The 20587-nt window shown below is 60.6% G+C and carries 24 protein-coding genes; 20 read left to right on the plus strand and 4 right to left on the minus strand.

From position 1 onward, the window contains the following. Nucleotides 1-2: 2 nt before the first annotated feature. Nucleotides 3-494 carry a DUF882 domain-containing protein gene (locus tag ASF70_RS07830; RefSeq protein ID WP_062454008.1) on the minus strand — a complete coding sequence of 164 codons (492 nt, stop codon included), beginning with the start codon at nt 492-494 and terminating at the stop codon, nt 3-5. A gap of 225 nt (nt 495-719) precedes the next feature. Between ASF70_RS07830 and ASF70_RS07835 the strand changes: the two genes are divergently transcribed. The 16 genes from ASF70_RS07835 (at nt 720) to ASF70_RS07910 (ending at nt 14892) form a co-directional block, all read left to right on the plus strand. Further along, nucleotides 720-1127 (plus strand): VOC family protein, encoded by a 408-nt coding sequence (locus ASF70_RS07835; protein ID WP_062578862.1) that lies wholly within the window; start codon nt 720-722, stop codon nt 1125-1127. A gap of 138 nt (nt 1128-1265) precedes the next feature. Next, nucleotides 1266-2330 (plus strand): tryptophan--tRNA ligase, encoded by a 1065-nt coding sequence (gene trpS, locus ASF70_RS07840; RefSeq protein ID WP_062454006.1) that lies wholly within the window; start codon nt 1266-1268, stop codon nt 2328-2330. Nucleotides 2331-2446: 116 nt separating this feature from the next. Continuing rightward, nucleotides 2447-2938 carry a universal stress protein gene (locus ASF70_RS07845; protein WP_062454005.1) on the plus strand — a complete coding sequence of 164 codons (492 nt, stop codon included), beginning with the start codon at nt 2447-2449 and terminating at the stop codon, nt 2936-2938. A 121-nt stretch (nt 2939-3059) separates the two neighbouring features. Continuing rightward, on the plus strand, nt 3060-3626 hold the full coding sequence (locus ASF70_RS07850) for a NifU family protein (protein ID WP_062578863.1): 567 nt from the start codon (nt 3060-3062) through the stop codon (nt 3624-3626). Nucleotides 3627-3647: 21 nt separating this feature from the next. Continuing rightward, on the plus strand, nt 3648-4301 hold the full coding sequence (gene tsaB / locus ASF70_RS07855; RefSeq protein ID WP_062578865.1) for a tRNA (adenosine(37)-N6)-threonylcarbamoyltransferase complex dimerization subunit type 1 TsaB: 654 nt from the start codon (nt 3648-3650) through the stop codon (nt 4299-4301). A 39-nt stretch (nt 4302-4340) separates the two neighbouring features. Next, complete coding sequence (locus ASF70_RS07860) at nt 4341-4835, plus strand: N-acetyltransferase (RefSeq protein WP_062578867.1); 495 nt, start codon at nt 4341-4343, stop codon at nt 4833-4835. A 38-nt stretch (nt 4836-4873) separates the two neighbouring features. Further along, nucleotides 4874-5299 carry a Fur family transcriptional regulator gene (locus tag ASF70_RS07865; RefSeq protein WP_062454001.1) on the plus strand — a complete coding sequence of 142 codons (426 nt, stop codon included), beginning with the start codon at nt 4874-4876 and terminating at the stop codon, nt 5297-5299. 42 nt (nt 5300-5341) lie between these two features. Beyond that, nucleotides 5342-6142 carry a lysophospholipid acyltransferase family protein gene (locus ASF70_RS07870; protein WP_162237981.1) on the plus strand — a complete coding sequence of 267 codons (801 nt, stop codon included), beginning with the start codon at nt 5342-5344 and terminating at the stop codon, nt 6140-6142. A 42-nt stretch (nt 6143-6184) separates the two neighbouring features. Beyond that, nucleotides 6185-7594, plus strand: a complete 1410-nt coding sequence (gene miaB / locus ASF70_RS07875) for a tRNA (N6-isopentenyl adenosine(37)-C2)-methylthiotransferase MiaB (RefSeq protein ID WP_062578869.1) — start codon at nt 6185-6187, stop codon at nt 7592-7594. 24 nt (nt 7595-7618) lie between these two features. Further along, nucleotides 7619-8674 (plus strand): PhoH family protein, encoded by a 1056-nt coding sequence (locus ASF70_RS07880; RefSeq protein WP_062453998.1) that lies wholly within the window; start codon nt 7619-7621, stop codon nt 8672-8674. 17 nt (nt 8675-8691) lie between these two features. Beyond that, nucleotides 8692-9201, plus strand: coding sequence for an rRNA maturation RNase YbeY (gene ybeY, locus ASF70_RS07885; protein ID WP_062578871.1), 510 nt, complete (start codon nt 8692-8694; stop codon nt 9199-9201). A gap of 9 nt (nt 9202-9210) precedes the next feature. Next, nucleotides 9211-10407, plus strand: a complete 1197-nt coding sequence (locus ASF70_RS07890; RefSeq protein WP_062578873.1) for a hemolysin family protein — start codon at nt 9211-9213, stop codon at nt 10405-10407. Between the two features lie 90 nt (nt 10408-10497). Then, nucleotides 10498-12099 carry an apolipoprotein N-acyltransferase gene (lnt, locus tag ASF70_RS07895; RefSeq protein ID WP_062578875.1) on the plus strand — a complete coding sequence of 534 codons (1602 nt, stop codon included), beginning with the start codon at nt 10498-10500 and terminating at the stop codon, nt 12097-12099. A gap of 149 nt (nt 12100-12248) precedes the next feature. Beyond that, entirely contained in the window at nt 12249-12668 is a 420-nt protein-coding gene (locus ASF70_RS07900) for a helix-turn-helix domain-containing protein (protein WP_062453994.1), read from the plus strand. Nucleotides 12669-12844: 176 nt separating this feature from the next. After that, complete coding sequence (metK, locus tag ASF70_RS07905; RefSeq protein ID WP_062453993.1) at nt 12845-14104, plus strand: methionine adenosyltransferase; 1260 nt, start codon at nt 12845-12847, stop codon at nt 14102-14104. 86 nt (nt 14105-14190) lie between these two features. Continuing rightward, nucleotides 14191-14892: a tRNA (guanosine(46)-N(7))-methyltransferase TrmB gene (locus ASF70_RS07910; RefSeq protein ID WP_062578877.1), complete on the plus strand. Its 702-nt coding sequence runs from the start codon at nt 14191-14193 to the stop codon at nt 14890-14892. Nucleotides 14893-14904: 12 nt separating this feature from the next. Here ASF70_RS07910 and ASF70_RS07915 read toward each other — a convergent pair whose 3' ends face one another. Both ASF70_RS07915 and ASF70_RS07920 read right to left on the minus strand, forming a co-directional pair. Beyond that, the gene (locus tag ASF70_RS07915) at nt 14905-15162 is read right to left on the minus strand and encodes a DUF1150 family protein (protein ID WP_062453991.1); all 258 of its coding nucleotides are present in this window, start codon (nt 15160-15162) and stop codon (nt 14905-14907) included. A gap of 43 nt (nt 15163-15205) precedes the next feature. Next, the gene (locus ASF70_RS07920) at nt 15206-15649 is read right to left on the minus strand and encodes an Hsp20 family protein (protein ID WP_062578879.1); all 444 of its coding nucleotides are present in this window, start codon (nt 15647-15649) and stop codon (nt 15206-15208) included. Nucleotides 15650-15809: 160 nt separating this feature from the next. Between ASF70_RS07920 and ASF70_RS07925 the strand changes: the two genes are divergently transcribed. Beyond that, on the plus strand, nt 15810-16751 hold the full coding sequence (locus tag ASF70_RS07925) for a nucleoside hydrolase (RefSeq protein WP_062578881.1): 942 nt from the start codon (nt 15810-15812) through the stop codon (nt 16749-16751). Nucleotides 16752-16853: 102 nt separating this feature from the next. Here the strand turns inward: ASF70_RS07925 and ASF70_RS07930 are convergent, their stop codons facing one another. After that, a complete protein-coding gene (locus ASF70_RS07930) occupies nt 16854-17714 on the minus strand; it encodes an LOG family protein (RefSeq protein ID WP_062578882.1) in 861 nt (286 codons plus the stop codon). Nucleotides 17715-17878: 164 nt separating this feature from the next. On the opposite strand from ASF70_RS07930, the gene dapD reads away from it, so the two are divergent. From dapD to ASF70_RS07945, 3 genes are read left to right on the plus strand one after another with little or no spacing between them, the layout of a single operon-like run. Beyond that, entirely contained in the window at nt 17879-18739 is an 861-nt protein-coding gene (gene dapD / locus ASF70_RS07935; protein ID WP_062578884.1) for a 2,3,4,5-tetrahydropyridine-2,6-dicarboxylate N-succinyltransferase, read from the plus strand. A gap of 15 nt (nt 18740-18754) precedes the next feature. Next, nucleotides 18755-19951, plus strand: coding sequence for a succinyl-diaminopimelate desuccinylase (gene dapE / locus ASF70_RS07940; protein WP_062578887.1), 1197 nt, complete (start codon nt 18755-18757; stop codon nt 19949-19951). Continuing rightward, nucleotides 19935-20555 (plus strand): hypothetical protein, encoded by a 621-nt coding sequence (locus ASF70_RS07945; RefSeq protein WP_062453985.1) that lies wholly within the window; start codon nt 19935-19937, stop codon nt 20553-20555. The genes dapE and ASF70_RS07945 overlap by 17 nt, the downstream gene beginning before the upstream one ends. Nucleotides 20556-20587: the final 32 nt, after the last annotated feature.

The raw sequence follows: 20587 nt of genomic DNA on the forward strand, positions 1-20587 counted from the left end.
TCTCAGGACTTTCCGCGGCGCTTCAGGCTAGCAAGGCTGCCCTTGCCACCTTTTCCACCTTTGCCGCAATGCGCCCAGGCGCGTCGCGGGCCGACATCCACATGCACGATGCCGTTGCAGTAACGGCCGATGCCGCCGATTCCAGGGGCGCTCGCTGCTGCCGCAAGCACCCTCTTTTCGGCAACGCCGGGAACGCGAATGTCGGCGGCGTAGCAATGGCTGTGCTGTGATGTGCCAGAGCGCGGACGGTGGCCGGAGGTCACCATCGGCTTCTTGCCTGTTTCCTTGGCGATATGGGCAAGGATGGCACCCAGCTTCTCGGGAAAGCAGTTGGTCCGAACGCTGACGCGCTGGACAGTATAGTAAGCAGAGTAGTCGTGTTTGAAAGAACTGCTGCGGCGTTTCTCGCCTTTTTCGGCGGCTTGTGCGGTCGCGGACAGCGTTAGGCAGAGCGTCATGAAGCAGGACAGCGCGACGCGGTAAAAGATGCGCATACGGGTAAACCTCGGAAAATACTCACGACCGACTGGGGTCGACTTGGTGGGGGAGTATTTCTTTCCGAAAAGTGACCTCAGTATGGAGGAATTTGCCCCAAAGTGGGATTTGTCTGCCTCAGGGGTTAAACTGCGTTAACCTTGCGGTTGCTTCGGCGTTCTTGACAGGGCAGGCAGGAAGCGTCGAAGACCGGTTCCCGCCACGTCAAAACAAGGTGTGCTCCAATGTCGATCCGTTCCCTTTTTCTGGTCACGCTGGTCGTTGACGACTACGATCGGGCGCTCGATTTTTACTGCGGAATCATGGGCTTTGAGCTCGTCTCCGATACCCCTCTGGAGGCGACCAAGCGCTGGGTAGTGGTGCGCCCGCCGGGCAAAGAGGGGGCAGCGCTGCTGCTGGCACGCGCCGACAGCGAAGCCGAAACGGCGGCGATCGGCAACCAGACGGCGGGTCGGGTAAGTTTTTTCCTGAAAACCGACGATTTTGCCGGGGATCACGCCCGGTTGTCGGCCAAAGGCGTTCGCTTCATCGAGGAACCGCGCCACGAAGCCTATGGCACGGTCGCAGTGTTTGAAGATTGCTACGGCAACCTTTGGGATCTCATTCAGCACGCGGATGATGCAGCCTCTTGATCCCTCGTGGCGGGGCGTGCATAAGCCCGGCCATCAGCTACATGGCCCGCGGGGCGCAGCAGCGGCAAGCACGCACACTTGTCAGGTTGCGCAAGTCCAACGGCCTGAGGCCTTCCATCAGCCTATCGAGGATCTAGAATGAACAGCTTCAAGCCGCTCGTCTTTTCCGGTGTCCAGCCCACCGGCAATCTCCATCTCGGCAATTATCTCGGCGCCATCCGCAAGTTCGTCGCCCTGCAGGAAAACAACGACTGCATCTACTGCGTCGTCGATCTGCACGCGATCACGGCCCAGCTCGTGCATGACGACCTGCGCGGCCAGATCCGCTCGATCGCGGCAGCGTTTATCGCCTCCGGCATCGATCCGAAGAAGCATATCGTCTTCAACCAGTCCGCCGTGCCGCAGCATGCCGAACTTGCCTGGATCTTCAACTGCGTCGCCCGCATCGGCTGGATGAACCGGATGACCCAGTTCAAGGACAAGGCCGGCAAGGACCGCGAGAACGCCTCGCTCGGACTGCTCGCCTATCCGAGCCTGATGGCCGCCGACATTCTCGTCTACCGCGCCACCCATGTGCCTGTCGGCGATGACCAGAAGCAGCACCTGGAGCTTGCCCGCGATATCGCCCAGAAATTCAACATCGATTTCCAGGACAAGATCCGTGCGACCGGCACCGGCGTCGACATGGTCGTCGGCGAAGAGCCGATCCACGGCTATTTCCCGCTCGTCGAGCCGCTGATCGATGGTCCGGCCCCGCGCGTCATGAGCTTGCGCGACGGCACCAAGAAGATGTCGAAATCCGATCCGTCAGATCTGTCGCGCATCAACCTGATGGACGATGCCGATGAGATCCTGAAGAAAATCCGCAAGGCGAAGACCGATCCGGAAGGCCTGCCGAGCGAACTCGAAGGCCTCGAAGGGCGTCCGGAAGCAGCCAATCTCGTGGGCATCTACGCGGCACTCGCCGATCGCACCAAGGCGGATGTGCTTGCCGAATTCGGCGGCCAGCAGTTCTCGGTGTTCAAACCGGCGCTTGCCGACCTCGCCGTTCAAGTTCTGGCGCCGATTTCGCTCGAGATGCGCCGCCTGCTGGACGACACGACCCATATCGACGCTATCTTGCGTGATGGGGGCGAGCGTGCCCGCGCCCGAGCCGAAAAGGTCATGGGTGAAGTGTTCGATATCGTCGGTTTCCTGCGCTGAGCGGGAGAGCGCCTGAAAATCTTGCACCCGTCACGGTCGCGTGGCGGGTTTTCATTTTCGCGGGTTCGTATAATTTCGCCACAACGACAACGTCCGACGGGAATTGAGGGGGCGGCATGGTTTCGAAACGGCTTTCCAGGCTTGAGGGACATCGGCGCAAGTTCATAGCGGTCATCGATGGCACCCCCGAATGCGAGCTTGCCGTGCACTATGCCGGCCGCCGCGCGAAGAATTCCAATGGCGGCCTGGTGCTGCTCTTCGTCATTCCCGATGGCGATTTCCAGCAATGGATCGGCGTCGAGCAGATCATGCGCGCCGAAGCCATGGAAGAAGCGGAATCGATCATGGCGAAGGCCGCCCAGAGGGTGCGCGAAACGATCGGGATCGATCCCGAAATCGTCATCCGCGAGGGAAGCGCGCCCGAGCAGATCAACATGCTGGTGGAGGAAGACCGCGATATCGCCGTTCTTGTTCTTGCCGCCGGTTCGACCAAGGAAGGGCCGGGCCCGCTGGTCTCAGCGGTTGCCGGCAGGGGTGCTGCTTTCCCCATTCCCGTCACCGTTCTGCCGGATACGCTGACCGACGAGGAAATCGACGCGCTCGCCTGACCTCTCTTGACCAGATTGGAAGAAAGGCGCACTTGAACCAAAAGCTGATCGCGACTATCTTCTTTGGAAGAGTTCTAAGTTTGCGGCGCCCGCTGGCGCGCACGGGTCAAGGAGACATATCATGTTCATTCAGACGGAAGCCACACCCAATCCGGCAACCCTGAAGTTCCTGCCCGGCAAGATCGTCATGGAAAAGGGCACTGCCGATTTCCGCAATGCGGGCGAGGCCGATGCTTCTCCGCTGGCAGCCAGACTGTTCGGGATCGACGGCGTCACCGGCGTATATTTCGGCTACGACTTCATCACCGTCTCCAAGGATAGCGCCGAATGGCAGCATCTGAAGCCGGCCATCCTCGGCTCGATCATGGAGCATTTCATGTCCGGACAGCCGGTCATGGGCGGCGCCTCGTCGCTTGCCGAAGATACCGATGAAGACGGCGAGTTCTACGAGGCCGACGACGAGACCCTCGTCGCGACTATCAAGGAACTGCTGGAAACCCGCGTCCGTCCGGCCGTTGCCCAGGATGGTGGCGACATCACCTTCAAGGGTTTCCGCGATGGCACGGTCTATCTTAACATGAAGGGCGCCTGCGCCGGCTGCCCGTCCTCCACGGCAACCCTGAAACATGGCGTTCAAAACCTGCTCAAGCACTTCGTGCCTGAAGTGCAGGCCGTCGAAGCCATCTGATTTCGAAAAACAGTTCCGCTCATGCTCGTTCTGGCCATCGATACTGCCGGGGTTGATTGTTCCGCCGCGCTCTATGATGGCGCGTCCGGCAGACTTCTGTCGTCCGTCACTGAGACGATCGGCAAGGGTCATGCAGAGCGCCTGATGGCGATCGTCGACCAGGCGCTTGATGACGCCGGCCTGCCCCTCAAATCCGTCCAGCGCATCGCCGTCGGCATCGGCCCGGGCTCGTTTACCGGTATTCGAGTTGGCGTTGCGGCCGCCCGCGGTCTGGCACTGGCGCTCAATGTGGAATGCGTCGGCGTCACCACGCTCGAAACGCTGGCCGCCGCACATCTTGCAAAGCATCCCGGACGCCCCGTCGTGGCAGTCATGGATGCCAAGCGGGACGAGGTCTATGCCCAGGCCTTTTCAGCCGAAGGCTCCCCGCTCAGCGAACCCACGGCATTGTCTCCGGACGATGCCGCAGCACTCATTGCCCAGCTGTCGGCCGACGTGACCGGGTCATGGCGCCCGCACGAGGCGCCGGTCCTGCCTGACCATTTCGATATCGCCGTCATTGCAAGACTTGCGGCGTCAAAGCCGAAAGGTTCGCAAAAGCCGAAACCGCTTTATCTTCGTGGACCGGATGCAAAACCGCAGACAGGCTTTGCGTTGGCGCGGCAGATCTCGTAACTCCGCGTCGTTCAATTCTTTCACGCGACCGAATGCCCGATGTTTGACGATTATCTCAGCTGGAAGCCGTTTTTCGAAGTCGTCCCGATGGAGATCTCCGACTGCGTCGAAGTCTCCGAGCTTCATGGTGCGCGCTTTCCGCGCGGCTGGAACGATGGCGAATTCCAGAATCTTCTTCTTCAGAAAGGCGTGTTCGGCTTCGTCGCACGCCAGACCAACGCGTTCTTCTCCAAACCCTTCGGGGGCTTTGTGCTGGTGCGCGAAGCAGCCGGCGAGGCGGAAATTCTCACGATCGCCGTCCCCGAAAAGTTTGGCCGTCTTGGGCTCGGATGGAGGCTGATGCAGGCCGGCTTGCGCGAAGCGACATCGCGCGGCGCCGAAACAATGTTTCTCGAGGTCGAGTCCGAAAACAAGGCCGCTGTGACGCTCTATGGCAGGCTGGGTTTCAAAAAGGTCGGCGAACGCCCGGCCTATTATACCGGTGCCGATGGACGACGGTCCTCGGCGCTTGTCATGAGCCGCGTTCTTCGTTAGTTCGTGATGAAACGAGAGCATTTGAAGGCCAAAACGTCATGACGGATCTTTCCAAAAATCTGGAGGAACTGTGTGCCGAGAAGGGCATGCGCATGACGGATCAGCGCCGGGTGATCGCGCGCATCCTGCAGGACTCCGACGACCATCCGGATGTCGAGGAACTGTATCGTCGCTCCTCCAAGGTCGATCCACGGATCTCGATCTCGACCGTCTATCGCACCGTGAAACTGTTCGAGGACGAGGGCATTATCGAGCGCCACGATTTCCGTGACGGTCGCTCTCGCTACGAGACGGTGCCGGAAGAACATCACGATCACATGATCGATCTCAATGCCGGCACGGTGATCGAATTCCAATCTGCGGAGATCGAAGCGCTGCAGGAGCGCATTGCCCGCGAACTCGGCTTCCGGCTGGTCGGACACAGGCTGGAACTCTACGGCATCCCGCTCGACAAAGACGAATAGCCTGAACACGAACGGCGTGACGACAGCCAAGGATCGACAGTGATCACCTCAATCCGCATCGGGTTCATCGTCGTCTGTCTGCTGGTGGTCACGGCTGTGCTGTTGCCGTTTCAGCTGATCGGCCTCGCCTTCGATCTGAAGATGCGCCGTTATATTCCGCGCCTCTGGCACCGCACCGCCTGCTTCCTGCTCGGCATCCGCATCCACGTCCACGGTCACCTGCAGCATCGGCGCCCCCTGATGCTCGCCTCCAACCACGTCTCGTGGAAGGATATCCTCGTGCTTGGTGCTATCGCGGATGTCGTCTTCATCGCCAAGTCGGAAGTCGCCAAATGGCCGATCTTCGGCACGCTCGCGAAATTGCAGAAGACGATTTTCGTCGTCCGCGAGGAAAAACGCCGAACCGGCGACCAGATCAACGAGATTGCCGCACGCATGACGGCGGGCGAGATCGTCGTGCTCTTCCCGGAAGGCACGACGTCGGATGGCAACCGCCTGCTCGAGGTCAAGTCCTCGCTGTTCGGGGCAGCCGCTGCCGCCGTGCCGCACACGCCCCACGGCGTCGTGTATGTCCAGCCTGTATCGATCGCCTATACGCGGGTGCACGGCATGGCGATGGGTCGTTTTCACCGCCCGCTTGCGGCCTGGCCGGGGGATATCGAGCTCATGCCGCACCTGATGGGCGTGCTGAAGGAAGGCGCGATCGACGTGGATGTGGCGTTCGGCGAGACGGTCGATTTCCGCACGGGCGACAACCGCAAGCATCTCAGCCAGACCATTACCGCCCGGCTTCGCCGCATGCTGATCAGGCATCTTCGCCAAAGAGAGTACGACGCCGATTAGAACCGCTTCAAATCCGGTCCTTCTTGGAGTAAGGAGACGGCCATGAACGAACACGTCACCCTTTCGCCGGCAGAAGAGCCCGTCACCATCCCCAACACCCGCAAGGTCTTCATCAAGACCTACGGCTGTCAGATGAACGTCTACGATTCGACCCGCATGGGCGACGCGTTGGCGAGCGAAGGCTATGTCGCGACCGAAGAGATGGGCGAGGCGGATCTGATCCTCCTCAACACCTGTCATATCCGCGAGAAGGCCGCCGAGAAGGTCTATTCGGCGCTGGGGCGTCTGCGCGACATGAAGAAGGCGCGTGCTGCCGAAGGCCGCGAACTGATGATCGGCGTTGCCGGCTGCGTCGCCCAGGCGGAAGGCGAGGAAATCATCCGCCGCGCGCCATCGGTCGACGTGGTGATCGGCCCGCAGACCTACCACCGACTGCCGGATGCACTGCGCAAGGCCCGCGGCGGCAAGCCTGTGGTCGATACGGAATACGCGGTCGAGGACAAGTTCGACCATCTGCCGGCCACCGACCGCAAGCTTATCCGCGCCCGCGGCGTCACGGCTTTCCTTACCGTGCAGGAAGGCTGCGACAAGTTCTGCACCTTCTGCGTCGTCCCCTATACCCGCGGTTCGGAAGTGTCGCGCCCCATCAGCCAGATTGTCGACGAAGCCATCCGGCTGGTCGAAAGCGGCGTGCGCGAAATCACCCTGCTTGGTCAGAACGTCAATGCCTGGAGCGCTGAAGGTCCAACCGGGAACGACTGGGGTCTCGCCGACCTTCTCTATCGTCTTGCTGAAATCCCGGGCCTTGCCCGCCTGCGCTATACGACAAGCCATCCGCGCGACATGGATGACCGACTGATCGAGGCGCATCGCGACCTGCGCATCCTGATGCCTTATCTGCATCTGCCTGTTCAGTCGGGATCCGACCGCATCCTGAAGGCGATGAACCGTCGTCATACGGGCGCGGAATATGTGGCGCTCATCGACCGCATCCGCAATGCCCGTCCCGATATCGCCCTGTCGGGAGATTTCATCGTCGGTTTCCCGGGCGAAACCGATCAGGATTTCGAAGACACGTTGAAGATCGTCGAGGACGTCAACTACGCCTCCGCCTTCTCGTTCAAATATTCGACCCGGCCGGGAACGCCCGGCGCGGATCTCACCGATCAGGTCGCTGAAGAGGTAAAAGCCGAGCGTCTCGAACGATTGCAGGCTTTGCTCTTGAAACAGCAGGCCGATTTCGCCACATCCTGTGTTGGAAAGACGATCGATCTGCTTCTGGAAAAGCCGGGACGTATGCCCGGGCAGGTGATCGGCCGTTCGCCCTGGCTCCAGTCTGTGAATGTTGATGCAAAAACATCGCAAATCGGTGAGATTATCCGTGTACGAATCATTGGTACCGGCCCGAACAGCTTGTTTGCCGAGCCGGCAGAGAGTTTAATGGGTGCCTGACCAGCAAGTGAGGAGCTTGTTTACTTGAGCGGACGAGAATCGGTTTCTTCGACAGCGCGCCACCCCAAATCAGCAGCGACCGACGCCAACCACTTTGTCCTGACGTTCGAGAACAATCGCTTCGCGAGCGAGCTGTTCGGTCAATTCGACCAGAATCTGAAACTTCTCGAACAGCGCCTCAATATTGATGCGCGGCCCCGCGGTAATTCCGTGGCCATTTCAGGCGATGTCCCAGCCACCAATCAGGCCCGTCGGGCTCTCGATACCCTCTATGAGCGAATCCAGAAGGGCGGCACCATCGAAACATCCGATGTCGAAGGAGCTATCCGCATGGCACAGGCTGCGGACGACCAGCTGCAACTGCCGACGCTCGAGAAAAAGGCCAGGCTTTCGATGAGCCAGATCTCCACCAAGAAAAAGACGATTGTCGCGCGTACCCCGACGCAGGACGCCTATATGCGGGCGCTCGATCGGGCAGAGATGGTGTTCGGCGTCGGTCCGGCCGGTACCGGCAAGACCTATCTGGCCGTGGCGCATGCCGCGCAGCTGCTGGAACGCGGTGCCGTCGACAAGATCATTCTTTCGCGTCCGGCCGTCGAGGCGGGCGAACGTCTGGGCTTCCTTCCTGGCGACATGAAGGAAAAGGTCGATCCCTATCTGCGGCCGCTCTATGACGCGCTCTACGACATGATCCCAGCCGACAAGGTCGAACGGGCAATCACGGCCGGGGTCATCGAAATCGCGCCGCTCGCCTTCATGCGCGGCCGCACGCTTGCCAATGCCGCGATCATCCTCGACGAGGCGCAGAACACGACATCGATGCAGATGAAGATGTTTCTCACCCGTCTTGGTGAAAACGCACGCATGATCATCACCGGCGACCCGAGCCAGGTGGATTTGCCGCGCGGCGTGAAATCCGGTTTGGTCGAGGCGCTGCAGATCCTCAACGGGGTCGAAGGCATCTCGGTCATCCGCTTCAAGGATACCGACGTCGTGCGCCACCCGCTGGTTGGCCGCATCGTCCGGGCCTATGACGCGCAATATGCCGTCCACGAGGAAAGCGAGGAGGCCGGACGCTAGTCCGGTTTCCAGTCCCTATGCCCGAACTGGACATACAGATCAGCATCGACGACGAAGGCTGGCCGGAAGAGCCGGCGCTTTTGGCGTTGACGCAAAAGGTTTTCGCCGCGGCCGCCGATTATCTCGTCCGCGAAGAAGATCAACCGTTTCCGAAAATACCGCCCGAAGTCTCTCTCGTCTTTACCGACGATGATTCCATCCGGGCAATCAACGCCGAATGGCGCGGCATGGACAAGCCGACCAACGTCTTGTCTTTCCCTGCTTTTCCGCTCGAACCCGGCGGTATGCCGGGCCCGATGCTGGGCGATATCGTCATCGCAAGGCAGACTGTCGAACGCGAGGCAGTTGATCTCGACAAGAGTTTCGACGATCATCTGACCCATCTTCTGGTCCACGGCTTTCTCCATCTGTTCGGTTACGACCACATGGAAAAGGACGAGGCGGAGGAAATGGAGACACTCGAGACTCGCATTTTAGCCGGTCTCGGCCTATCTGACCCCTATGCGGGGCAGGACCCGATAGTGTAGTTTGGAACAATGAACGATTATTCGAGCAATGTCGCCCGCGAGGGCAAGGACAGTTCGGACTCACCCTCGTCGGACGAGGGAAGTAGTTCGGGACGATCCGAGCACCACCCCAAATCCCATAATACATTCTGGTCTCGGGCGGTCCGCCTGCTGCGGCCGTCGCAGGGCGAACAGCTCCGCGAGGATCTCGCCGACGCGCTGATGACCGACACCAATGTCAGCAACGCCTTTTCTCCGGAAGAGCGCGCCATGCTGCACAACATCCTCCGCTTCCGCGAGGTTCGCGTCGAGGACATCATGGTGCCGCGCGCCGATATCGAAGCCGTCGACATGAGCATGACGATCGGCGAACTGATGATCCATTTCGAGGAGACCGGCCGCTCGCGCATGCCGGTCTACAGCGACAATCTCGACGATGCCCGCGGCTTCGTGCATATCCGCGACCTTCTGTCCTATCTGGCAAAACAGGCCCGCAACAAGCGTCGGACCGGTACCCGTGCAACGGCAGCAGCAGCCGTCGTTGCCGGTGGAGCGGTCGAGAAGCCGGCCCGTACCGCCAAGGCGGCCTTCGATCTCAGCCGCGTCAATCTCGATCAGACCGTTGCCGAGGCAGGCCTGGTGCGCAAGCTTTTGTTTGTGCCGCCCTCGATGCTGGCATCCGAGCTGATGAGCACCATGCAGGCCGCCCGTACTCAGATGGCGCTCGTGATCGACGAATACGGCGGCACCGATGGTCTCGTGTCGCATGAGGATATCGTCGAGATGGTGATCGGCGATGTCGAGGACGAGCATGACGACGAAGAAGTGATGTTCTCGCGTGCCGGCGACGATATCTTCATTGCCGATGCCCGTATCGAGCTGATGGAAATCTCCAAGGCGATCGGCTCCGATTTCGACGTGCGGGACCGGCTGGACGACGTCGATACGCTGGGCGGATTGATCTTCTCAGCGCTCGGACGCATCCCGGTGCGCGGTGAAGTCGTGCAGGCTGTGCCAGGCTTCGAATTCCAGATCCTCGACGCCGATCCGCGCCGCATCAAGCGGGTCCGGATCATGCGCAAGCGCGCGCTCGTTCGCCGCAGGCAGCTCAAGGGCGAGGGCGAGCCCATTGCCGAGACGCAGCAGAAGGCGATTACTGACAAGACGCCGACCGTGCTTCTGCCGGCACCCTCGTCCGATCGTGGCAACGATCATCCATCGGCCTGAGTTTCCAGGTGTTTTGAACAGCCGATAACAGGACAAGCCGCAGTTTTTCATGAAAGACTGCGGCTTCTGATTCGGGCGAAGGGGACATCGATGGGGCGACTGGCTGGCAGGGTCATTCTTCTATGGGGCTGGCCGCGCATCCTCCTTGCTTTTTTTGCCGGCGCTGTCGGCGCACTCGCCCTTCCACCCTTCGGCTTCTTTGCTGCCCTGTTCGTGTCTTTCACGCTGTTCATCTGGCTGATGGACGGCACGACCGGCAATCCGGATGGTGGGCGGCTCAGCCGCCTGCGATCGGCCTTTTTCCTCGGCTGGGTGTTCGGCTTCGGCTACTTCGTCGCCAGCCTCTGGTGGCTCGGCAATGCGCTTCTCGTCGAGGCGGACGAGTTTGCCTGGGCAATACCGCTTGCAGTTCTGGGTCTGCCGGCTTTTCTGGCGCTATTCTGGGGCTTTGCGGCGCTGGTGGCACGCATCCTCTGGTCAGATGGCTTGGGCAGGATTGCGGCTGCCGCGTTTGGCTTTGGTCTTGCGGAATGGCTGCGGAGCTTCATGCTGACGGGCTTTCCCTGGAACTCGATCGGCTACGGCGCCATGCCGATGCCGCTGATGATGCAGTCGGCCGCTCCGCTCGGCGTGACGGGTGTGACGGTGCTGGCTGTTTTCGTGTTCTCCGCACCGGCACTGATCGGGACCCGACGCGGCATGGGGCTTGGCCTCGCGCTCGCAGGTCTTCTCCTCTGCGCCCATCTAGGCTTCGGCACCTGGCGGCTTGCGGGTGCCGACGCGGTGCTTTCAGCCACTGCCAAGGATCCGGTCGAGGTGCGCCTCGTCCAGCCGATGATCGACCAGTCGCGCAAACTCGACGATTCCGAGCGCGGGGCGATTTTTGAAGAACATCTGGCGATGACGGCGCTGCCCGCAAAGGATGGTGCAAAGCGTCCGGATATCATCGTCTGGCCGGAAACCTCGGTTCCGTTCATCTTGACCGATAACCCCGATGCCCTGTCGCGCATTGCCGATGTGCTGGAAGATGGTCAGGTTCTGGTGACCGGCGCCGTCCGCGCTGAAAATGCCGGGCCGGGCTTTGCGACCCGCTATTACAACTCGATCTACGTCATCGACAGCAACGGCCAGATCGTGTCGGCGTCGGACAAGGTGCATCTGGTCCCCTACGGCGAGTATGTGCCTTACGAGGACATGCTGCGGTCGCTCGGCATCCCCGATGCGATCGCCATGCCGGGCGGCTTTACCGCAGCACCGGGCCGCGCCATGCTGACGCTGCCGGGCGGGCAAACCTTCTATCCGCTGATCTGCTACGAAGCGATCTTCCCGGATGAAATCGGTGCCGGCATTGAACGCTCGAGCGCGCTCTTGAACGTCACCAACGATGGATGGTTCGGTGAAACGCCCGGACCCTTCCAGCATTTCCAGCAGGCGCGTGTCCGGGCTGTCGAAAACGGCATGCCGTTGATTCGCGGTGCCAACACCGGTATTTCGGCTTTCGTCGATCCTTTTGGCAGGGTCGTACGCGGCCTGGATTACAATCAAAAGGGTGTGATTGACTCAACCATGTCGAGTGTCGAAGTCCCATTTTGGAACGCTTCCGAACGGCGTTTTTACTTCTGGTTGCTGATATGTCTCATGTTTGTGATTGCACTTATTTCCCGTACAAGTTTTAAATTCTGGAAGAATTGACCCAAAACCCCTAAAATTGCATAGTGGTTTGGCCTATCGTCTCGCCATACACCTTGCTTGCCGGATTTGTTGTGACCGGCGCCACCAAAGTGTATCTCCCACACGCGGACCGGGTTGAAGATTGACAGCAACTTCGTCAGGACGTCGTTATGATTGAAAACAAGAAGAAGCCGAACCCGATTGATATTCACGTCGGGAGCCGGATTCGTCTGCGCCGCACAATGCTGGGCATGAGCCAGGAAAAGCTGGGGGAGAGCCTTGGTATCACATTCCAGCAGATTCAGAAATACGAGAAGGGAACGAACCGCGTTGGCGCCAGCCGTCTGCAGAACATTTCGTCCATCTTGAACGTCCCGGTCTCCTTCTTCTTCGAAGATGCGCCAGGCGATCAGGCGGGTGGAGCGTCCGGCATGGCGGAGGCATCCAGCTCGAACTACGTGGTTGATTTCCTGTCGTCCTCTGAGGGGCTGCAGTTGAACCGCGCATTTGTGAAGATCGCCGATCCCAAGGTTCGCCGCCGTTTGGTGGATCTGGTCAAGGCGCTTGCCGCCGATGCCGAGACGGAATGACCGGTCGACCGGTCATTATTTGAAAGGCGGCCTCCGGGCCGCTTTTTTTATGCCGTGACCTCAAGGAATTGGTAATCGCTTGGACGCATAAAGATATATTTATGTCGTTGTACGCTTGTCTTCAGCGGATGAACTTACTAAACATTCGATGTCTGTTCTTTGAGGGGAATCCCGTTATGCGCGCCAGTTATCTGTTCACGAGTGAGTCCGTTGCAGAAGGTCATCCGGACAAGGTCTGCGATCGTATTTCCGATGAGATCGTCGATCTCGTCTACCGCGAAGCCGCAAAGACAGGGATTGATCCTTGGGGCGTCCGCATCGCTTGTGAAACGCTGGCGACGACAAACCGGGTGGTGATTGCGGGCGAAGTCCGCCTGCCGCCGAGCCTGATGAAGAAGGACAAGAACGGCAACGACGTGATCAACCCGTCGAAGTTCAAGTCGGCCGCGCGCCGGGCAATCCGCGACATCGGCTACGAACAGGATGGCTTCAATTGGAAGACGGTCAAGATCGACGTCCTCCTCCATTCGCAGTCCGCCGATATCGCGCAGGGCGTCGATAACGCAAGCGACCGTCAGGGCGACGAAGGTGCCGGCGACCAGGGCATCATGTTCGGTTACGCCTGCAAGGAAACGCCGGACCTGATGCCGGCGCCGATCTATTATTCGCACAAGATCCTTCAGCTGCTTGCCACGGCCCGCAAGAAGGGCGAGGGCGAAGCCGCCAAGCTCGGCCCCGATGCCAAGAGCCAGGTGACCGTCCGTTACGAAAACGGCAAGCCCGCCGCCGTCGACTCGATCGTGCTCTCCACCCAGCATATCGATCCCAGCTGGGACTCGAAGAAGGTCCGCTCCGTCGTCGAACCCTATATCCGCGAAGCGCTGGGCGAACTTCCGATCGCAGCCGACTGCAAGTGGTACATCAACCCCACCGGTAAGTTCGTGATCGGCGGTCCCGATGGCGATGCAGGCCTCACCGGCCGCAAGATCATCGTCGACACCTATGGTGGTGCAGCGCCCCACGGCGGTGGCGCGTTTTCCGGCAAGGACACGACCAAGGTCGACCGCTCGGCAGCTTATGCAGCCCGGTACCTCGCCAAGAACGTTGTGGCCGCCGGCTTTGCCGAACGCTGCACATTACAGATTTCCTATGCGATCGGCATTTCCCAGCCGCTGTCGATCTATGTCGACCTGCATGGAACCGGCAAGAACGTGACGGAAGACCAGATCGAAGCGGCAATCCGCAAGACCATGGACCTTTCCCCGTCCGGCATCCGCCGTCACCTCGATCTCAACAAGCCGATCTATGCAAAGACCTCTGCTTACGGCCATTTCGGTCGCAAGGCCGGTCGCGACGGTTCCTTCTCCTGGGAAAAGACCGATCTCGTGAAGCCTTTGAAGGACGCCCTCAAGGGTGATCAGCTCGAAGCGGCCTGATCGCCCTTTACGAGCACGCCTGTAAAACAGTAAAGCGGGTGCCTTCTGCCGAAGGCGTCCGCTTTTACCGTGAGAGAATTCGATCCATGACCGACAAGCCGCATCCCAGCCGTTCCACGGAAGCCTTTTTCGGCCGCCGCAAGGGAAAGCCGTTGCGCGAGAAGCAGGCGGAAGGTCTGGCGACGCTCTTGCCGCAGCTGAAGCTGAATCTCGCCAACCCTGCACCGCACAGGATCGAGAGCCTCTACGACTTCTCTGTCGAGCGGATGCGGCTGGAAATCGGTTTCGGTGGCGGCGAGCACCTGATCCACCGCGCCGCCGAAAATCCGTCGACCGGCTTTATCGGCGTCGAACCCTTCGTCAATTCCATGGCAAAGCTTCTGACCAACTTGGAAGAGCAGGGCCTGCGCAACATCCGCCTTTACGATGACGATGCGACCCAGGTTCTGGACTGGCTGCCGGATGCGTCGATCGATCAGATCGACCTTCTCTACGCCGATCCGTGGCCAAAGCGGAAGCACTGGAAGCGCCGCTTCGTTTCGCAAGTCAACCTGGAACGGTTCCACCGCGTGCTGAAGCCGGGCGCAACATTCTGCTTCGCCTCAGACATCGATACCTATGTGAACTGGACGCTGATCCATTGCCGCGATCATGGCGGCTTCGCTTGGCAGGCGGAACAGGCTTCGGACTGGCTGACGCCCTATGCCGGCTGGCCGGGTACGCGATACGAAAACAAGGCCCGCCGGGAAGGGCGGTCATCCGCCTACCTGACATTCGTCAAGATCTGACGCTCATTCCGATCAGTGCAGGGTAACGGTCTTCAGCTCGTCTTCGGCAGCCTTGAAAAAGGTGCTGGAGCGGTTGTCGGTGAGCAGGATCGGCGTACCGTCCGCACCGAACAGGGCCCAAAGGTCAAGGCTGGGATCGATGTCCGGAGCCTCGGGAAAACAGCGGGACACATCGTCCGACTTCATCTTGCGAATGTAACCGACTTCGCCATTTCCGAGATGCGCGAGTTCGGACTCCGTCAAGCTCGGATTCGCTTCTTTCATAAGCATTTCTGCCTCCACAGTGGGGACGCATCAGCGATTGCTGATTGATCTACTGTGAGACGGAAATGTTAATTTTTCGCACTACACGCTCCGGCTCGGGGCGGATCAGATCGATCGAGAGAAGACCATTTTTCAACGATGCGCCGGACACCTGCATCCCGTCCGCCAGCACGAAGATCCGCTGGAATTGGCGGGCCGCAATACCGCGGTAGAGGTAGTCGCGCTCGTTCTGCTCGGCCTGCCGGCCGCGAATGATAAGCTGGTTTTCTTCGGTCATGACCTCGAGCTCGGCCTCCGAAAAACCGGCAACCGCAAGCGTGATGCGCAGCAGGTCGCCTTCGTCTTCGGGCGGCTCGTTACCCGCTGTCTTCTTGACGCGCTCGATATTGTAGGGCGGGTAGCCGTCGCTTCCCTTGCCCAATCGCTCGAGTGTCTTTTCCATCGCGTCGAAGCCCAGAAGAAGAGGGCTTGCGAAAGGTGTCATACGGCTCATCGATCGTCCCAGCTTTTATCCAGCGACTGTGCCCGCGTCCATAAGGCCCGCCGACGGGTCAATATATGGGAATTTGCGGCAGTCAGCGCAAGACGCCGGCGAGCGCTTGACACGATCCGCAACCCGGCTCAAAAACCCGTAAAGTTCAAGGGGAAGAGACATGCAACGCAGAAAGATCATCATCGACACCGATCCCGGTCAGGACGACGCAGCGGCCATCATGCTGGCCTTTGCGAGCCCCGACGAGCTGGATGTGCTGGGTTTGACTGCCGTTGCCGGCAACGTGCCGCTGTCGTTTACCAGCCGCAACCTGAGGATCGTCTGCGAGTTATGCGGCAGGCCCGATGCCAAGGTCTATGAAGGTGCATTGAAGCCTTTGAACCGGCCGCAGGTGACCGCCGAACACGTCCACGGCAAGACTGGTCTCGACGGAGCGGAACTGCCTGAGCCGACCATGGCGGCGCAGGAAAAGAACGCCATCGACTTCATCATCGAGACGCTGCGCCGCGAGCCGGAAGGCACCGTGACGCTTTGCACGCTCGGTCCGCTCACCAACATCGCCATGGCGCTCACCAAGGCGCCGGACATTGCTTCGCGCGTCCAGGAACTGGTGATGATGGGTGGCGGCCTGTTCGAAGGCGGCAACATCACGCCAGCAGCCGAATTCAACATCTATGTGGATCCGGAGGCGGCCAAGATCGTGTTCGGCGCCGGTATCCCTGTAGTCATGATGCCGCTCGATGTCACGCATCAGCTGCTGACCACCAAGGCACGGGTCGAAAAGATCGCCGCACTCGGCAACCGCCCGTCGCAGGTTCTCGTCGAATGGCTTGCCTTCTTCGAGCGCTTCGACATCGAGAAATACGGCTCCGACGGCGGCCCGCTGCATGACCCGTCGGTCATCGCCTATCTCTTGAAGCCGGACCTCTTTACCGGCCGCCACTGCAATGTCGAGATCGAGACCCAATCAGAGCTCACCGTCGGCATGACGGTCGCCGACTGGTGGGGCGTTACCGGCCGCACGGCCAATGCGACCTTCATGCGCCATGTCGACGCGGATGGTTTCTTCGAATTGCTGACGGAGCGCGTCGGCCGTCTCTAGGGCTCAAGCTCAACCGGCAAGCAGAATGGTCATTGCCCGATCAGGGCCTGTTTCCTCTCCCCGCGCACGGGGAGAGGGTAAGGAACCTGCACCGTCCCACCATCAAAGCCCGTAGAAATCCGCGATGATCTTCCACGCCTGATCTGCGGTTTCCACAAAGCTGATCAGCTCAAGATCCTTCGGCGAGATCGTGCCGAAATCGGCAAGCGCTTCGAAGTTGACGATGCCGCGCCAGAACTTTTCTGAGAACAGGATGAGCGGGATTCGCTCCATGCGCTTGGTCTGGATCAGCGTCAGCGCCTCGAACATCTCATCGAGCGTGCCGAAGCCGCCCGGGAAGACGGCAACGGCCTTGGCGCGCATCAGGAAGTGCATCTTGCGAATCGCGAAATAGTGGAAGTTGAATGAGAGCTCCGGCGTCACGTAAGGATTGGGCGCCTGTTCGTGCGGCAGCATGATGTTGAGCCCGATGCTCGGTGCGCCAACCTCCGACGCGCCAAGGTTGCCGGCCTCCATCACGCCCGGTCCGCCACCGGTCACGACCACATATTCCTGATGGTCGTAGGCTGCCGAATGCACACCACAGAGCGTCGCGAACTTGCGGGCCTCTTCGTAGAAAACCGAGGCTGCGATCAGGCTATTGCGCTGGGTCTCGTTGTGAGCCGCCCAAGGCGCCTGGCCCGGTGCCGGAATGCGGGCACCGCCGAACAGCACGACCGTGGATTTGATCCCGGCCTCGGCGAGCATCATCTCGGCCTTCATGAGTTCCAGCTGCAGCCGCACCGGCCGCAATTCTTCGCGGCTCAGGAAATCCTCATCGGCAAAGGCAAGGCGATAGGTGGGCGACAGCGTCTGCGGTGTTTTCGGCTGAACTGCGGCGGCACTTTTGTCGGCCTTGTTGTCCTTCAGCGGATCCCAGACCCCGTCCTTCCGCCGTGGTCCGTCATTCTTCACCCGTGCCATCGCAATAACCCTTCCGGAGCCGTTCGCTTATATGCGTTGACGCCAATTCGCATTGACGCTTGAGTGCCGGTCGCTTAGAGCAATTGGCACCATTTGGCCAGCCACACGGCTGTGTCCCGGGCCTTTGCGGCCATCACGATATCGACGACGACGAAGGATTTTCCATGAGCAGCGCAGACCTCTCCTCCCTCGAAAAGACGATCGAAACCGCGTTCGACAGCCGCGACAGCGTGACGATCTCGACCAAGGGAGAGATCCGCGATGCCGTAGAGCAGTCGCTCAACCTTCTCGATGCCGGCGAGGCGCGTGTCGCCGTGCGCGGCGAGGATGGCAGCTGGACCGTCAACCAGTGGCTGAAGAAGGCGGTTCTTCTGTCCTTCCGCCTCAACGACATGGAAGTCGTCAAGGGCGGCCCCGGCGCCTCCACCTGGTGGGACAAGGTTCCTTCGAAGTTCGAAGGCTGGGGCGAGAACCAGTTCCGCTCGGCCGGTTTCCGCGCCGTGCCGAACGCCGTCGTGCGCCGCTCGGCCTATATCGGCAAGAACGTCGTGCTGATGCCGTCCTTCGTCAATCTCGGCGCCTATGTCGATGAAGGCACGATGGTCGATACCTGGGCAACCGTCGGTTCCTGCGCACAGATCGGCAAGAACGTGCACCTGTCGGGCGGCGTTGGCATTGGCGGCGTGCTGGAGCCGATGCAGGCCGGCCCGACCATCATCGAGGACAATTGCTTTATCGGCGCCCGCTCGGAAGTCGTCGAAGGCTGCATCATTCGCGAAGGCTCGGTCCTCGGAATGGGCGTCTACATCGGAAAGTCGACCAAGATCGTCAATCGCGCCACCGGCGAAGTCTCGTTCGGCGAAGTGCCGCCTTACTCGGTCGTCGTTGCCGGCTCGATGCCGTCAGGCAATGCCACGATGCCGAACGGCCTTGCCGCACCGCATCTCTATTGCGCCGTCATCGTCAAGACGGTCGATGAAAAGACCCGCTCCAAGACCGGTATCAACGAACTGCTGCGCGACTAACCGAAGGCAATCCCGATGTCCGCTGTCGATCCGATCGCAAACCTGCGGGACCTCATCCGCTGCCCGTCCGTCACGCCCGCCGAAGGCGGCGCATTGTCGGCGCTTGAGGCGATGCTTTCGCCGCTCGGCTTTACCGTCGAGCGGATGGTGGCGACCGAGCCCGGCATGCCCGACATCGAGAACCTCTACGCGCGGCTTGGAACGACCGGTCCGCATCTGATGTTTGCCGGCCACACGGATGTGGTGCCGGTCGGCGACGAGGCATCTTGGAGCCATCCGCCGTTTTCCGCCGAGATCGAAGGTGGAGAGATGTTCGGACGCGGCGCCGTCGATATGAAGGGTGGCATTGCCTGCTTTGCCGCAGCCGTTGCCCGTCATATCGAACAGCACGGCGCACCGCAGGGCTCGATCTCCTTCCTCATCACCGGCGACGAGGAAGGCCCGGCCGTCAACGGTACCGAGAAACTGCTGAAATGGGCAGCCGACAAGGGCGAGCGCTGGGATGCCTGCCTGGTCGGCGAACCGACCAATCCGGATGTGCTTGGCGACATGATCAAGATCGGCCGCCGCGGCTCCGTCTCCGGCAAGGTCACGGTCCATGGCGTTCAGGGCCACGCGGCCTATCCGCATCTCGCCGATAACGCTGTACGCGGGCTGCTGCCGCTGGCGCAGGCCCTGATGCATCCGCCCTTCGACGAAGGGACACCGGAATTCCCGGCCTCCAACCTCGAAGTCACCACGGTTGATATCGGCAACCCGGCAACCAATGTCGTGCCGGCCAAGGCGAGTTTCGCCTTCAACATCCGGTTCAACGACACCTGGACAGCCGAAACCGTCCAAGCCGAGATCCTGCGCCGTCTCGATGCGGCCGCAGGCGACCAGACGCTGCGTCCCGGTCGCGACAAAGTCCGTTACGAAATCGTCTGGGCCGAGCGACCGAGCCACGTCTTTTTGACCCGCAACAACGCTCTGATCAGTTCGCTTTCGGGCGCCGTCGAGGCGGTGACGGGCAGGGTGCCCGCGCTGTCGACCACCGGCGGCACATCCGATGCGCGTTTCATCAAGGATTACTGCCCGGTCGTCGAGTTCGGCCTCGTCGGCCAGACCATGCACATGGTGGACGAGCGGGTAGCGATTGCCGACCTCGAAACGCTGACGCAGATCTACGGAACCTTCCTCTCCCGCTGGTTCGGCGATGCTGCGGTTTCATGACCTCAGCCATCACTTAAGCGGTCTCTGGCTGCTGATCCGCGGCGATGCGCGCGGCCTCAGCGCCTTCGACATTTCCGACAAGGGCGTTGCCCGGTCCTTTCTCGCGATCCTGTGGTGCCTGCCCGCGATCGTCGCGGGATGGATGTTCAAGCGTGCCGAATATGCGCAGGCGCATCCAAGGGGCGGTGACGGTGTCCTCGCATTCGCCGGAAAGATGTTTCTGGTGGAGATCGCGCAGTGGATCGTTCCGGTTCTCGCCATCTGCCTCGTCGCTGTCGCCTTCGGACTGCGACCGCTGCTGCGCACGCTGATCGTGACGCGCAACTGGTTCACGGTGCCACTGGTCTATGCGTCTTACGTGACGGCATTTCCGGTCAGCCTTGCGCTGGGCAGCCTGTTCGGTGCGGGCCTCGTTTACCGATATGGATTGCTTGCCGTCATGCTCGCCGTTCTCGTCGGTGCAGTTCTTCTCTACTGGCGGCTCCTGACGACGGTTGTCGGCGGTTCCCCATGGTTGCGGGCTTCGCTGCTCGGGTTCACCGTGTTGACCGAACTGGTCGTCGTGTCCTGGCTGGAGACAAGCCTTGGAGTGACGGTCGCATGATTGCCCACCGCGGACATTCTTCCCGCATTCCC

Origin of the sequence: Rhizobium sp. Leaf321, assembly GCF_001423215.1 — a bacterium.
In the GTDB taxonomy this organism is placed as follows: domain Bacteria; phylum Pseudomonadota; class Alphaproteobacteria; order Rhizobiales; family Rhizobiaceae; genus Neorhizobium; species Neorhizobium soli.

Coding starts and splice junctions, on each gene's coding strand:
- ASF70_RS07830 (WP_062454008.1), bottom strand. CDS start 494: ATGCGCATCTTTTACCGCGTCGCGCTGTCCTGCTTCATGACGCTCTGC.
- ASF70_RS07835 (WP_062578862.1), top strand. CDS start 720: ATGTCGATCCGTTCCCTTTTTCTGGTCACGCTGGTCGTTGACGACTAC.
- trpS (WP_062454006.1), top strand. CDS start 1,266: ATGAACAGCTTCAAGCCGCTCGTCTTTTCCGGTGTCCAGCCCACCGGC.
- ASF70_RS07845 (WP_062454005.1), top strand. CDS start 2,447: ATGGTTTCGAAACGGCTTTCCAGGCTTGAGGGACATCGGCGCAAGTTC.
- ASF70_RS07850 (WP_062578863.1), top strand. CDS start 3,060: ATGTTCATTCAGACGGAAGCCACACCCAATCCGGCAACCCTGAAGTTC.
- tsaB (WP_062578865.1), top strand. CDS start 3,648: ATGCTCGTTCTGGCCATCGATACTGCCGGGGTTGATTGTTCCGCCGCG.
- ASF70_RS07860 (WP_062578867.1), top strand. CDS start 4,341: ATGTTTGACGATTATCTCAGCTGGAAGCCGTTTTTCGAAGTCGTCCCG.
- ASF70_RS07865 (WP_062454001.1), top strand. CDS start 4,874: ATGACGGATCTTTCCAAAAATCTGGAGGAACTGTGTGCCGAGAAGGGC.
- miaB (WP_062578869.1), top strand. CDS start 6,185: ATGAACGAACACGTCACCCTTTCGCCGGCAGAAGAGCCCGTCACCATC.
- ybeY (WP_062578871.1), top strand. CDS start 8,692: ATGCCCGAACTGGACATACAGATCAGCATCGACGACGAAGGCTGGCCG.
- ASF70_RS07890 (WP_062578873.1), top strand. CDS start 9,211: ATGAACGATTATTCGAGCAATGTCGCCCGCGAGGGCAAGGACAGTTCG.
- lnt (WP_062578875.1), top strand. CDS start 10,498: ATGGGGCGACTGGCTGGCAGGGTCATTCTTCTATGGGGCTGGCCGCGC.
- ASF70_RS07900 (WP_062453994.1), top strand. CDS start 12,249: ATGATTGAAAACAAGAAGAAGCCGAACCCGATTGATATTCACGTCGGG.
- metK (WP_062453993.1), top strand. CDS start 12,845: ATGCGCGCCAGTTATCTGTTCACGAGTGAGTCCGTTGCAGAAGGTCAT.
- ASF70_RS07910 (WP_062578877.1), top strand. CDS start 14,191: ATGACCGACAAGCCGCATCCCAGCCGTTCCACGGAAGCCTTTTTCGGC.
- ASF70_RS07915 (WP_062453991.1), bottom strand. CDS start 15,162: ATGCTTATGAAAGAAGCGAATCCGAGCTTGACGGAGTCCGAACTCGCG.
- ASF70_RS07920 (WP_062578879.1), bottom strand. CDS start 15,649: ATGAGCCGTATGACACCTTTCGCAAGCCCTCTTCTTCTGGGCTTCGAC.
- ASF70_RS07925 (WP_062578881.1), top strand. CDS start 15,810: ATGCAACGCAGAAAGATCATCATCGACACCGATCCCGGTCAGGACGAC.
- ASF70_RS07930 (WP_062578882.1), bottom strand. CDS start 17,714: ATGGCACGGGTGAAGAATGACGGACCACGGCGGAAGGACGGGGTCTGG.
- dapD (WP_062578884.1), top strand. CDS start 17,879: ATGAGCAGCGCAGACCTCTCCTCCCTCGAAAAGACGATCGAAACCGCG.
- dapE (WP_062578887.1), top strand. CDS start 18,755: ATGTCCGCTGTCGATCCGATCGCAAACCTGCGGGACCTCATCCGCTGC.
- ASF70_RS07945 (WP_062453985.1), top strand. CDS start 19,935: ATGCTGCGGTTTCATGACCTCAGCCATCACTTAAGCGGTCTCTGGCTG.